The organism is Burkholderia sp. GW821-FHT14F03 (assembly GCF_058803765.1).
This window is the reverse complement of record NZ_JBXAPG010000061.1, coordinates 1-13435: the sequence shown is the minus strand read 5'-3', so window position 1 is coordinate 13435 and position 13435 is coordinate 1. Positions and strand designations below refer to the sequence as shown.

The window sequence follows — 13435 nt, the reverse complement described above, 5'->3', positions numbered from 1 at the left end:
ATGGACTTTTCGAAATTCTTCATCGACCGGCCGATCTTCGCGGTCGTGCTGTCGATCGTGATCTTCGCGCTCGGGCTGATCGCCATTCCGATGCTGCCCGCGGGCGAGTACCCGGAAGTGGTGCCGCCCAATGTCGTGGTGCGCGCCACCTATCCGGGCGCGAACCCGAAGGACATCGCTGAATCGGTCGCCGAACCGCTCGAGGAAGCAATCAACGGCGTCGAGGGCATCATGTACATGAAATCCGTCGCGGGTTCGGACGGCAGCCTTCAGGTGGTGGTCACGTTCCTGCCCGGCGTCGATCCCGACACCGCCGCCGTGCGCGTGCAGAACCGCGTGAGCCAGGCGCTCTCGCGCCTGCCCGACGAGGTGCGGCAGTACGGCGTGACCACGCAGAAACAGTCGCCGACGCCGCTCATGTACGTGAGCCTCTATTCGCCCGACAACAGCCGCGACTCGCTGTACCTGCGCAACTACCTGACGCTGCACGTGAAGGACGAGCTGTCGCGCCTGCCGGGGATCGGCGACGTCGGCCTGTACGGCTCCGGCGACTACGCGATGCGCGTGTGGCTCGACCCGAACCGGCTCGCGTCGCGCGGGCTCGCCGCGAGCGACGCGGTCAACGCGATCCGCGAGCAGAACGTGCAGGTGTCGGCCGGCCAGCTCGGCGCGGAACCGTCGCCGCAGGCGCGCGACCTGCTGGTGTCGATCAACGTGCGCGGCCGGCTGCGCACGCCGCAGGAATTCGGCGACATCGTGCTCAAGAACGGCGGCGACGGGCAGGTCGTGCGCCTGTCCGACGTCGCACGCATCGAGCTGGGCGCCGGCGACTACACGCTGCGCTCGCTGCAGGACACCCGCAATGCCGCGACGGTCGGCATCTTCCTCTCGCCGGGCGCGAACGCGCTCGACGTCGCGCGCGCCGTGTACGCGAAGCTGGACGCGCTGTCGAAGCGCTTCCCCGCGGGCATCGCCTATCAGCCGGTGTGGGATCCGACCGTGTTCGTGCGCGAGTCGATCCGCGCGGTCCAGCACACGCTGATCGAGGCCGTCGTGCTGGTGGTGTTCGTCGTGATCCTGTTCCTGCAGACCTGGCGCGCGTCGATCATTCCGCTGCTCGCGGTGCCCGTGTCGGTGGTCGGCACCTTCGCGTGGCTCTACGTGCTCGGCTACTCGATCAACACGCTGACCCTGTTCGGGCTCGTGCTCGCCATCGGCATCGTGGTGGACGACGCGATCGTGGTGGTCGAGAACGTCGAGCGCAACATCGGCCGCGGGCTCTCGCCGCGCGCCGCCGCGCACCAGGCGATGAAGGAGGTGTCGGGGCCGATCATGGCGATCGCGCTGGTGCTGTGCGCGGTGTTCGTGCCGATGGCCTTCCTGTCGGGCGTCACCGGGCAGTTCTACAAGCAGTTCGCGGTGACCATCGCAATCTCGACCGTGATCTCCGCGATCAACTCGCTGACGCTGTCGCCCGCGCTCGCGGCCAAGCTGCTGCGGCCGCACGACGCGCCGCAGGACGCGCTGTCGCGCGCGATCGAGCGCGGCTTCGGCTGGCTGTTCGCGCCGTTCAACCGCTTCTTCCAGCGCAGCTCGGATCGCTATCACGGCGCGGTCGCACGCTCGCTCGGACGGCGCGGCATGGTGTTCGTCGTGTACGTCGTGCTGCTCGGCGCGACCGCGCTGCTGTTCCAGCGGGTGCCGGGCGGCTTCATCCCGACCCAGGACAAGCTCTACCTGTTCGCGGGCGCGAAGCTGCCGGAAGGCGCCTCGCTCGCGCGCACCGATGCGCTCACGCGTCAGATGGTCGAGATCGCGCACCAGGTGGACGGCGTGTCGATGGTGCCCGCCTATGCCGGCCTCAATGCGCTGCAAGGCGTCAACACGCCGAACATCACCAACTCGTACATCATCCTCAAGCCGTTCGGCGAACGCCATCGCAGCGCCGCCCAGATCAGCGCCGAGCTGAACGCGCGCTTCGCCGGCATCAAGGACGGCTTCGCCTACGCGCTGCTGCCGCCGCCGATCCAGGGCCTCGGCAACGGCTCCGGCTACTCGCTGTACCTGGAAGATCGCGCGGGGCTCGGCTACGGCGCGCTGCAGGATGCGCTCGGCGCGTTCCAGGCGGCCGTCGCCAAGACGCCGGGCATGACCTACCCCGTCAGTTCGTATCAGGCGAACATCCCGCAGCTCGAAATCAAGGTCGACCGCGTGAAGGCGAAGGCGCAGGGCGTGTCGCTGACCGATCTGTTCAGCACGCTGCAGGTGTACCTCGGCTCGGTGTACGTGAACGACTTCAACCTGTTCGGGCGGGTCTACCGGGTCATGGCGCAGGCCGACGCGCCGCACCGGCAGACGCCCGAGGACATCGGCAACCTGCGCGTGCGCAACGCGGCGGGCGAGATGGTGCCGATCGGCTCGATGGTGACGATCGCGCCGACCTACGGACCCGATCCGGTCGTGCGCTACAACGGCTATCCGGCCGCCGACCTGATCGGCGAAGCCGATCCGCGGCAGCTGTCGTCGGGGCAGACGATCGCCAAGCTTCAGCAGATCGCGAAACAGGTGCTGCCGCCCGGCATCACGCTCGAATGGAGCGACCTGAGCTACCAGCAGGTCACGCAGAGCAACGCGGCGGTCATCGTGTTCCCGCTCGCCGTGATGCTCGCGTTCCTCGTGCTCGCCGCGCTGTACGAGAGCTGGACCCTGCCGCTGGCGGTGATCCTGATCGTGCCGGTCTGCATGTTCGCGGCGCTGTTCGGCGTGTGGCTGTCCGGCGGCGACAACAATGTGTTCGTGCAGGTCGGGTTGGTCGTGCTGATGGGGCTCGCATGCAAGAACGCGATCCTGATCGTCGAGTTCGCCCGCGAGCTGGAGATGCAGGGCATGAACATCGTCGACGCCGCGCTCGAGGCCTGCCGCCTGCGGCTGCGCCCGATCGTGATGACCTCGGTCGCGTTCATCGCGGGCTCGGTGCCGCTCCTGATCGGCACCGGCGCAGGCAGCGAGGTGCGCGCGGCCACCGGCATCACGGTGTTCGCCGGCATGCTCGGCGTGACCTTGTTCGGCCTGTTCCTGACGCCCGTGTTCTACGTCACGATCCGCAAGCTCGCGCACCGCAAGCTCATCGCACGACAGGATTCCCACGATATTTCCGAAGGAGCGCATTCATGATCGCGCCGGCCTGTCTCATTCCGCTTACGCTTACGCTCGCACTGAGTGCCTGCGCGGTCGGCCCCGACTTTCAGCGGCCCGACACCGCGCTGCCCGGACGCTTCGCGCGCGCGGCCGCCGCGCCCGCGCCGAATGCGTCGGCTTCCGCCGACACCGCGCCCGATGCCGGTTTCTGGAGCGGCTTCGGCGATCCGACGCTCGCCGCGCTGATCGCGCAGGCGTATACGGCGAACCAGGACTTGCGGCTCGCGCTCGCCCGCCACGACGCGGCCGACGCCTTGCTGCGCAACGCCCGCTTCGACCAGTTTCCGACCATCACCGCGAGCGGCCAGATCGGCCATCAACTGCTGAGCCAGTCGCAGGCGTTCGGCGCCTCGCGCAGCCAGCGCGACACGCCGATCTCCGGCGTCAGCGTCAACGCGAGCTGGGAACTCGACCTGTTCGGCCGCGTGCGGCGCGGCGTCGAAGCGCAGCGCGCCGAGACGGCGGCCAGCGCCGCCGATCTGCGCGCGGTGCGGGTCGCGATCGCGGGCGAGGCGGCGACCGCCTACCTCGATCTGCGCGGCCAGCAGGAGCGCCTGCGGATCGCCCGCGACAACGCCGACAACCAGCGCGGCACGCTCGCGCTGATCGACGCGCGGGTCGGCGCGGGGCGCGGCTCCGAACTCGACGCGGCGCGCGCCCGCGCGCAGTACGAAACCACCGTGTCGCGCATCGCCTTCCACGAAGCCGCCATCGGCGTCGACGAACACCGTCTCGCGGTGCTGACGGGGCGCACGCCGGATGCACTGATCGCTGCGCTCGACGTGCCCGCGCCGCTGCCGGCGCCCCCCGCCGGGATCGCCGCCGGCACGCCGGCCGATCTGCTGCGCCGGCGGCCGGACGTCGCCGCGGCCGAGGCCCGCCTGCACGCGGCCACCGCGCGGGTCGGCGTCGCGACCGCCGACCTGTTCCCGCGCCTCACGCTGAGCGGCATGCTGGGCAGCCTGACGTCGCGCTACGGGGTCTTCGCGAGCGGCGGCGACACCAACCTGATCGCGCTCGGCGTCGACTGGTCGTTCCTCGACGTCGGCCGGGTGCGCGCCCGCCTCGCGGCGAGCCGCGCCGACGCGGCCGGCTTGCTCGCGCAATATCAGCAGACCGTGCTGGGCGCGCTGGAAGACGCGGAGAACGCGCTGCTGCGCGCGGCGCGCACTCGCGACGAGGCCGCGCATCTCGAACGCGCGGCGACGGACAGCGCGCGCGCCGCGCAACTCGCGCAAACCCGCTTCGATGCGGGCGCGATCGACTACTACGAGGTGCTCGATGCCCAGCGTTCGCTGCTGCAGGCCCAGGACGCCGCCGCCGATGCTCGGCTGCGCAACGCCACGGCGGTGGTCTCCGTGTACAAGGCGCTCGCGGGCGGATGGCCGACCACGGACGCGCCGCGCGACGCCGCCCGCGCCGAGTGACGACGCCATGACTCCGCGCACTCCGCAGCCGCCGGCGTCCGACTCATGGCCGGCGCTTGTCCACGTCGTGCTCGCGGGCGTGTTCGCCGCGCTGCACGTCGGCAAGGCGACGATCGCGCTGCCGCAGTTGCAGACGGCGTTCGGCCGCTCGCTCGCGTCGCTCGGCGGGATTCTGTCGGCGTTTCCGCTCGTCGGCGTGTTCGGCGGCATCGCGGCGGGCCTGCTGGTGCACCGCTGGGGCGACCGACGCCTGCTGATGGCGGGGCTCGTGGTCATGAGCGCGGCGAGCGGCGTCGGTGCGCTCGCACGCAGCTTCGATGGGCTGCTCGCGAGCCGCTGCGCCGAGGGGCTCGGCTTCGTGATCGTGGTGGTGGCCGCGCCCGCCGTGCTGAACCGGCTTGCGCCGCCCGCGCGGCGCGGCGTCGTGTTCGGGCTCTGGAGCACGTTCATGGCGGGCGGCATGGCGCTGGCGATGCTGGTCGGGCCGCATCTGGGCAGCTGGCGCACGGTCTGGCTGGTGTGCGCCGCGCTCACGCTGGGGGCCGCGCTGCTGCTGCCGCTCAGCACCCCGCGCGGTTCCGCCGCGCGCGTCAGTCGGGCTGACATCGCGCCCGCGCTGCGCGCCGTGCTCACGCGCCGCGCGACGCTGCTGCTGGCGCTGGGCTTCGCGGCCTACACGCTGCAATTCTTTTCCGTGATGTCATTCCTGCCGGTGTTCCTGATGCAGCGTCTCGCGATCCCGGTCGGGACGGCCGGCGCGCTGTCCGCCGTGATCGTGGCGCTCAATGCCGCCGGCAACCTGCTCGCCGGCGCGCTGCTCGCGCGCGGCATGGGGCCGGCGCGGCTGCTCGCGGCGACGAGCCTCGCGATGGGCTGCACGGGCGCGGCCATATTCGTCTCGGGCATGCCGGCGCCGCTCGCGGTACTGCTGTGCGGCGGGTTCAGCGCGATCAGCGGGATGTTGCCGACCACCGTGCTCGCGACCACGCCGGGCACCGCGCCCGCGCCCTCGCTGGCGCCGCTCAGCCTCGGGCTCGTGATGCAGGGCAATTATCTCGGGCAGGTGCTCGGACCGCTGCTGGTCGGCGCGCTGGCCGGCGCGGCCGGGTGGCCCGCCGTGGCGTATCTGGTGGCCGCGGCTGCCGCGGCCGGCGCGCTGGCGGGCGTCGGACTCCGGTCCGCCCCGCGCGACGCGGCGTGATTGCCGCCCCGCCCGGGCCTCGCGCGCTCAGACTGCGAGCACCGACACCGCCTTGGTGACGAGGTACGGTTCGAGCGCCTCCGGACCGCCTTCCGATCCATAGCCGGAATCCTTCACGCCGCCGAACGGCATTTCAGGCCACGGCGCGGCGGGTTGGTTGATCCACAGCATGCCGACCTCCAGATGCTGGGTCAGCAGGTGCACGTTGCGGAACGACTTCGTGAACGCGTAGCCGGCGAGCCCGTAAGGCAGGCGATTGGCCTCGGCGATCGCGTCCTCGAGCGAATCGAAGCCGCGGATCGCCGCGACCGGGCCGAACGGCTCGTTGTTGAACACGTCGGCTTCGAGCGGCACGTCGGCCAGCACCGTCGGCGCGAAGAAGTTGCCGACCTCGCCCACGCGCTCGCCGCCCGTGGCGACCGTCGCGCCCACCGCGCGCGCATCGTCGAGCACCTTGCGCATCGCGCCGAGCCGGCGTGCGTTCGCGAGCGGGCCGAGGGTCGTGCCCTCCGCGAGGCCATCGCCGAGCTTCAGGCTTTCCGCATGCTGGACCAGCGCGCGCGTGAATTCCTCGCGGATGCTGTTGTGCACGAGGAAGCGGGTCGGCGAGATGCACACCTGCCCCGCGTTGCGGAACTTCGCGCCGCCCGCCGCCTTGACGGCCAGCGCGAGGTCGGCGTCGTCGGCGACGATGACGGGCGCGTGGCCGCCCAGCTCCATGGTCGCGCGCTTCATGTGCGCGCCGGCCAGCGCCGCGAGCTGCTTGCCGACCGGCGTCGAGCCGGTGAAGGTGACCTTGCGGATCACCGGATGCGGAATCAGGTAGCCCGAGATTTCCGCCGGGTCGCCGTACACGAGCCCGATCACGCCCGCCGGCACGCCCGCGTCGGCGAATGCGCGCAGCAGTTCGGCCGGCGACGCCGGGGTTTCCTCCGGCGCCTTGACCAGGAAAGAGCAGCCGGTCGCGAGCGCGGCGCTCAGCTTGCGCACCACCTGGTTCACCGGGAAATTCCACGGCGTGAACGCGGCGACCGGGCCGACCGGCTCCTTCACCACCGTCTGCTGCGCCGCGAGATTGCGCGGTGGCACGACCCGACCGTACACGCGGCGGCCTTCGTCGGCGAACCATTCGATGATGTCGGCGGCCGACAGCAGCTCGATGCGCGCTTCCACGAACGGCTTGCCCTGCTCCTGCGTCATCAGCCGCGCGATCGCGTCGGCGCGTTCGCGCACGAGGGCCGCGGCCTTGCGCATCGTGGCGGCGCGCTCGTGCGCGGGCACCTTGCGCCACAGCGCGAAGCCGCGCTGCGCGGCGTCGAGCGCGCGGTCGAGATCCGCGATGCCCGCATGCGCGACCCGGCCGATGACGGCGCCGGTCGCGGGATTGACGACATCGATCGTCTTGCCGCTCGCGGCGTCGCACCACTCGCCATTGATCAGCAACTGCGTATCGGTGTAGCTCGGAATGGCCATGCTCATTGCTCCATTGGGTCGATGAGTGTCGGTTGGGCGGGGCGTGCGGGCAGCACGCGCGCGTCCATGATACCGAGGGATCGCGTCGGCCGCTGGGAGCGCCCGGCACGGTCCCGCGCCGCGCCGGCTCCTACCTGAGGCGGCGACTGTCCGGCCTGTCGGCCGGCGCGGGTCTGTCGGAGCGGGTGCGGGCCGCGCTGCTCGACATGATTCCCAGTGGCCTCAGCAGCGCGGACGACGTCGCGGACAAGCTCGCCGTCAGCCGGCGAACGCTGCAACGACGGCTCGAACAGGAAGGCACCCGTTTCAAGACGCTGCTGGCCAGCGTGCGCGAACAGCTCGCGCGTCACTACATCGTCCATTCCGATTTGCCGTACAACCAGATCTCTTTCCTGCTGGGATATCAGGATCCCAACTCCTTCTTCCGCGCCTTCCACGCGTGGACCGGCATGACGCCGGACGCGGCCCGCGCGCTGTCGCAAGTCATGCACTGAGCGGGGCTCGTCACGCGTCGTCGCAACGGCGCGCGCATGCGTCCATTCATACGGGCGGCGCGCGCATCGGCCTTCGGGCGTCGGCAATACGCCCCGGTCGATTGGACGCTCGATGGCCGGACAGTGCTTTCGACATCACGCCGATCTCCTCGCCATGCCTCGTCGCGAAGCGCCGCATGGTTCACACCGGTCCGGGTCCGTTACCGGCGCACCGAGTTCATCGCGGCCGACACGCAATCGAATCCGGATGATCTGAGCCCACGCGCGCGCCTCGCTCGGCGTCGAGCGCTTGCCGCGGCCCGCGGGCAGCCCGACGCGACCTTTCCGGTTCGATCGCTTTCGAGGCGCGCCATACGGATGGGTCCGCGCATCGCGCCCAATCGCTGTCGCACGCATTTCACACAACGCGCGCATAACTGTGTGCCGCGGCCTCGCGAACCGGTGCGCGTCTGCCGCCTCTTTTGCACACGTGTGCATCGGACGATGCGCGTTTCGCCCACTCTCTTCGTGAACAGGTCCCGCCATGCCCCGCCTTCCCGCTTCACTCTTCCCGGTCGCGCCGCGCCGCCGCTTCATCTCGCGCGGCGCCGCGCTCGCGCTGTCGCCGCTCGTCGCCGCGCTTGCCGCCTGCGGCGGCGATGACTCGCCGGGCGGCGCCTCGCTGCTCGCGGCGTCCGACCCGAAACCCGACGCGCGAGCGCTCAGCCTGACCGGCCGCTCGATGACGATCAACGTCACCAGCTGGATCCCCGGGCTGACGCTTGCCTACGGCAACGCCGCGAGCCAGAGCGGCTCGGCTCCGCAGGCGTCCGCGTCGCGGATCTCGACCGGCCAGACCACGACGGTCAGCGCGTCGAGCAGCCTGAGCGACTGCACGGGCAGCTTCAGCCTGGCGGGCGGCGACGCCGGCTTCAACCTGTCCTACGTGCACCCGTTCGGCGCGCAGGCGACCACGGTCGGCGTCGCGCCGTCGGCAGGCTATGTGGCCGGCGCGAACGCAGCCACCTTCCCGGGGCATGACGCGGTCGCGAACCTGAACCTGTATCGCGGCGTCGCCACCGCCAACGGCGCCTACGTCGCCCCCCTCGCGCTGCTCGACACGCCGCCGCGCAACAACTGTCAGGACTTCGCGAACAGCCTGTTCGGCGCGAGCCTGCGCGGCGCGGCCGCGATCCAGGCCGCCTATCAGGACACCGGGCCGCTCGGCTACGTCCCGCCGGCGGATTTCACGGGCGGCCAGTTGGCGGGCTTCGTCGCTCAATGGACGCAGCGCTGGCTCGGCGGGGCGGCCGGTTCGGCCCTGCCGCCCGCCGACGCGCAACTGATCGATCTGCTGAAGCACTACGTGGCGGGCGCATCCGCGAACGGCGCGCTGACGATGTGGGTGCCGCAGCTCACCTGGCAGCCGGGCAGCGCGCCGGCCGTGTTCAACCTGAGCGGGTATCGCGGCTTCGCGTTCACCGACGCGGCGGGCAACTGGAATGCGGCGAGCGTCAATGCCTGCCTGACGCTGCTCGCGGCGGGGTCTCATTTCGTGGCGATCAGCGCGGCGAGCGACCTGCCCCCGGGCGTGTCGATGCAGGCGTTCGACAGCTACATCGGCGCGAGCGGGCTCGCGACCTCGGTCGACATCGGCAATTCGCACTACGCGTCGCTCGTCAACACGACGGGACGCTACTACCTGAGCGTCGGCGGCGACTTCGCGCCGGAGCAATGCGGGCTGATCCTGTCGTTCCTGTACGGCCGCACCGTCAACAATCTGCTGGCCGGCGCGGGGGCGTACAACACCTTCATCCAGCTCGAAGGCTGGCCGGCGGGCGGCGATCGCCACAATGCCGACTACGCGACTTACCAGCAGACGTTGTGGAACATCTCGACCTACGGCGCTTCCGCGTACAGCGAGAAGCGCGCGACCTCGATCTTCCTCGCGCCGCCGGGCTGGACGCCGCAGGTGTACCAGACGACCCGGATGATGCCGTACGTCGGCGCGTATGCGCAGTCGAACGGTGCGCCCCAGGGCTGGCTCAACACGGGGCTGGTGACGATTCCGGCCGGCGCGCCGCCGCTGCCCGCACGCTACGTGCAAAGCTGAGGCGGCGCGCGGCCGTGACGGCGAGATCCTTACAGTGAGCCCGTCACGACTTGACGGGCAGCACCAGCGTGGCCTGCCGGGTCGGATCGAACTGGAAGGTCACGCCGAACCGTTCGCCCGGGTTGACGGGCGGCTGGTACAGGCTGTCGTAGGTATCGAGCACGACGCCGATGTGGTGGCCCGCCGGCACGTCATACGCGGTCGCGGAGAATTCGATCGGAAAATCGATCGTCGCGCCGGGCGTGGCCCAGTGCACGGTGCGCGCGCCGTGCGTGATCAGCTTGCCGATGCCGAGCGCATCGACATCGTAGAGGTAGGCCACCACCTGCGCGCGGGCCTGCGACGGCGCAACGCGCAGGTTCAGCTGCGCCACCCCGCGCAGTTGCATCGGCGCGGCGAGCGGCGCGCCTTCGTAGCGCACGCCGGTCGCGAGCGCGACGCTCGGCAACGCGTTGATCACCGGCGCGCCGAGGCCCTCGCCGAAGGTCGACAGGATCGGAATCGGCCCGCTCGTCGCGGTGGTGTCCGAGAAATTCTGGATCAGGTCGCCGCCCGCCACCGTGTTCGGCGTCGCCTGCAACGCGCCGTTGGTGCCCTTCCAGCATAAGCAGCCCAGCTCCCAGCGCAATCCGCCGCGCGGGCCGACGTACAGCGTCTGCGCACGGACGTTGCTGGCCGGCCAGGTGTCGAAGGTGTCGCGCGTCGTGCTGAACTTGATCTGCATCGACACCTGCGGGCCGGTCTCGACGCCGTTCTGCTGTCCTTTCAGGAAGCGGTCGAACCAGCGGTGCGCCTCGTCGTACGGGAAGTTCGGCAAGCCGAGCAGCGCGCCGGGAATCTCCGCCTGCGCGTGGATGCCGGGATTGATCAGCAGCTTCTTCGGGCCCGTCAGCTTCGAGAACAGGCGCATCGACGAGTTCGGCGTGAACATGTCGTCCTCGAAGTTCTTGCTGAGGAACACGGGGGCGTTGCGCTTGTTGATCGCGTCGATGTAGCTCGCCGGCGAGCGAACGCGCGCCCACGCGACGATCTCGTCGACCTTCGCCTGCGGCGTGTTCGGATCGAGCAGCGCCTTGATGTACTGGTCGACGATCGGATCGAGCCGGCCCGTCACCTTGCCCGACAGGAACAGCACCGCCGACCAGGTCGCGTTCGGCGACTGCGCCGGATACAGCTGGTCGACCAGATCGCCCCAGCCGGACAGCGCGGCGGCGGTCTTGAGCCGCGGGTCCTGGGCCAGCGCGAGCAGCGACAGGCCCGCGCCGTATGAAATCCCGCTGACCGCGAGCCGGTCGGGGTCGGCGCCCGTGTTCGCGAGCGCCCAGTCGACCGCGGTCGACACGTCGCGGACGTCCTGCGGCCCCGCCACCTGCACCGTTCCGCCCGACAGGTAGAAGCCGCGCGGCGTATAGCTGAGCACCACGTAGCCGTCCTGGGCGAGCTTCTGCTGCTGGCCCAGGTACTCGAAGAAGTCGGAGGCGGCCCAGCTCGAGATCATGACGATCGTCGGGAACGTCTGGTCCGCGCGCGACTGCTTCGGCAGCGATACGTTGGCGGTCAGGCGCGTGCCGTCGGATGCGGTGATCGTCAGGTTGTTGACCCAGCAGGTGCCGTCGCGCGGCGAAATGACCCCGGGAAACTGGAATGGCGTCGTATACGCGGCTGCCTCGAGCGGCGTGGCCGGGCGGCAGGACACGGCGGCCTGCGACAACGACGCGGTCAATGCCAGCCCAAGGCCGGCCATCATGCGGATGATCTTCACGTCCCCTCCGGTATTTGTCTCGTTGAGTTGTTTCGTTGAACTCACGGTCTCGATCGCCTCGGGCGACGCGCCGTTCGCCGGATTGAGCCATCGGGAACCGGGTCGGTCAAGGCGAACTGTAAGCTCGCGCACCGTGCGCCGAGGGTCTTGTCCGGGACGTGTGTTTGAGACGCAGGATGGGAAGCCCGGCGCGCGAGCCAATGCGCGCGATCGTTGCGCTGTCGGCCGTTTGAAACAATAAAGTGAGTAAACCTTCGAAATGTTGCGCTTGCCCGCTGCGCTTTGCGACGCGATCGGGAGAATCGGTGCGCGGGCGGGCTCGGCCGCCCTGCCCTCAGCGCGCGATACGGGTGAACAGGCGCGAGCGGGCCGCGGCGATCGCGAGCGCCGCCGTCGCCCCGCCCGCCAGCACATCGACCAGGTAGTGACCGCCGTGGATGGGCGTGGCCGCGATCATGAGCGCGTCGAGCGCGACGAACCAGGAAAACGGCCGCGTGCCGCGCAGCGCGTAGGCGAGCGCGACGGCGATCACCGTATGGAACGACGGGAAGGCGTAGAGGCCCTGCGCGTGCAGCAGGCTGAACGATTTCAGCAGGCCCGCGCGCAGCGGCTCGAAATCCGCCCACAGCGCGAGATTCGCGTGCACCTCGGCCGCGTGGAGCTTGGCCGCGCCGGCCGCCGGGGCGAAGCCCGCGACGACCGTGGTGACAACGAATGCGAGCACGACCACGTTGAAGAACTCGATCACCCGCGCACGCCGGTTGGCCAGATTGCCATAGAGAATCACGAACGCCATCTGCGGCAGCGCGCTGTCATAGGCGACGCCGAGCAGCGCGTCGAGCGCGGGCCGCGCATGCAGCCAGCGATACAGCGCCGGCCAGTCGAAGCCGAGCCAGCGGTCCCAGCGCGCGAGCCGGGCGTCGACGAGCGGCGCGCCGGTGCTCACCACCAGGTAGCTGAACAACGCGGCGGCATGGCTGAACAGCATGAACTGCGCGGTATCGACGCACAGCGCGCGCAGGCGGGGATCGCGCCGGTAACGCACGGCGATGAGCGGCGCGAGCGGCCCCGCGCACATCGCGAGGCCCAGCAGCAGTTCGCGCGGCGCGATCGTCCAGCGCGCGGCGAGGCACCACGCCAGATCGAGACACAGGAACGCAAGCGCGGCGGGCAACAGCAACCGGCGCGGCATGCGATCCGCTCGCGCGGCGAACTTGGGGAAACGGACGGATTCGGTGGCCATGAGTTCCCGGGAAACGGTGAACCTGGCCGGCGGGCGCGCCTGTGCCGCAAGGCGCGCGATCGGACCGGTCACGCCGGCCGCCGGCAGGATCGGGCGAGGTCGGTGCCCGATGATCCTGCCGCGGCGGCGGAACCGCAAGAGGCGCGCGCGGGCCGCCGCGCGCCGGGGCTTACTTGTTGGCCAACGCGCCGGCGCTGTTCTGGCCGCCGAACAACGCCGTCAGGTAGTCGCCGTTGGTCTTCATCTTCGCCATCAGCGCGTCGAGCGCCGTGAACTGCGACTTGTACTGCGTGGTCAGCTGCGAGGTGTAAAGCTCCAACTGTTTCCCGCGCTGCGACAGGCTCTTCATGTCCGTGTCGATCGCGCTGAGACGGACCGCGATCGTACCCTTGTCGGTCAACTTGGTGCCGTCGTCGCGGATATGCAGATTGATCTGGTTGCTCATCTGCTTGCCGAGGCCGTCGGTTTCGTTGAACACCCGGGCCACGACCGCGGGCTTGTTCTGCAGCGCGGCCTTCAACGCGGCGTTGTCGACCACCAGCGAA

At 70.2% G+C, this 13435-nt stretch carries 9 protein-coding genes; 5 read left to right on the top strand and 4 right to left on the bottom strand.

From position 1 onward, the window contains the following. The 3 genes from AC1RQF_RS29460 to AC1RQF_RS29450 are packed head-to-tail and all read left to right on the top strand — an operon-like array spanning position 1 to position 5826. Positions 1–3174 (top strand): efflux RND transporter permease subunit, encoded by a 3174-nt coding sequence (locus tag AC1RQF_RS29460; protein ID WP_492873604.1) that lies wholly within the window; start codon positions 1–3, stop codon positions 3172–3174. Further along, the gene (locus AC1RQF_RS29455) at positions 3171–4625 is read left to right on the top strand and encodes an efflux transporter outer membrane subunit (protein ID WP_492873602.1); all 1455 of its coding nucleotides are present in this window, start codon (positions 3171–3173) and stop codon (positions 4623–4625) included. The genes AC1RQF_RS29460 and AC1RQF_RS29455 overlap by 4 nt, the downstream gene beginning before the upstream one ends. A 7-nt stretch (positions 4626–4632) precedes the next feature. Next, on the top strand, positions 4633–5826 hold the full coding sequence (locus tag AC1RQF_RS29450) for an MFS transporter (RefSeq protein ID WP_492873600.1): 1194 nt from the start codon (positions 4633–4635) through the stop codon (positions 5824–5826). A gap of 27 nt (positions 5827–5853) precedes the next feature. On the opposite strand, the gene AC1RQF_RS29445 is transcribed toward AC1RQF_RS29450, so the two are convergent. Next, complete coding sequence (locus AC1RQF_RS29445) at positions 5854–7299, bottom strand: NAD-dependent succinate-semialdehyde dehydrogenase (protein ID WP_492873599.1); 1446 nt, start codon at positions 7297–7299, stop codon at positions 5854–5856. 32 nt (positions 7300–7331) lie between these two features. Here AC1RQF_RS29445 and AC1RQF_RS29440 point away from each other — a divergent pair, with 32 nt between their 5' ends. Further along, entirely contained in the window at positions 7332–7793 is a 462-nt protein-coding gene (locus AC1RQF_RS29440) for a helix-turn-helix transcriptional regulator (RefSeq protein ID WP_492873597.1), read from the top strand. 523 nt (positions 7794–8316) lie between these two features. After that, on the top strand, positions 8317–9885 hold the full coding sequence (locus AC1RQF_RS29435; RefSeq protein WP_492873595.1) for a hypothetical protein: 1569 nt from the start codon (positions 8317–8319) through the stop codon (positions 9883–9885). A 43-nt stretch (positions 9886–9928) separates the two neighbouring features. Here AC1RQF_RS29435 and AC1RQF_RS29430 read toward each other — a convergent pair whose 3' ends face one another. The 3 genes from AC1RQF_RS29430 to fliD all read right to left on the bottom strand — a co-directional run. Continuing rightward, complete coding sequence (locus AC1RQF_RS29430; protein ID WP_492873625.1) at positions 9929–11632, bottom strand: CocE/NonD family hydrolase; 1704 nt, start codon at positions 11630–11632, stop codon at positions 9929–9931. Between the two features lie 349 nt (positions 11633–11981). Further along, entirely contained in the window at positions 11982–12890 is a 909-nt protein-coding gene (locus AC1RQF_RS29425) for a phosphatase PAP2 family protein (RefSeq protein WP_273996025.1), read from the bottom strand. A gap of 169 nt (positions 12891–13059) precedes the next feature. Further along, positions 13060–13435, bottom strand: a 376-nt coding sequence (gene fliD, locus AC1RQF_RS29420; protein ID WP_492873593.1) for a flagellar filament capping protein FliD, incomplete at its 5' end; no start/stop codon positions are given.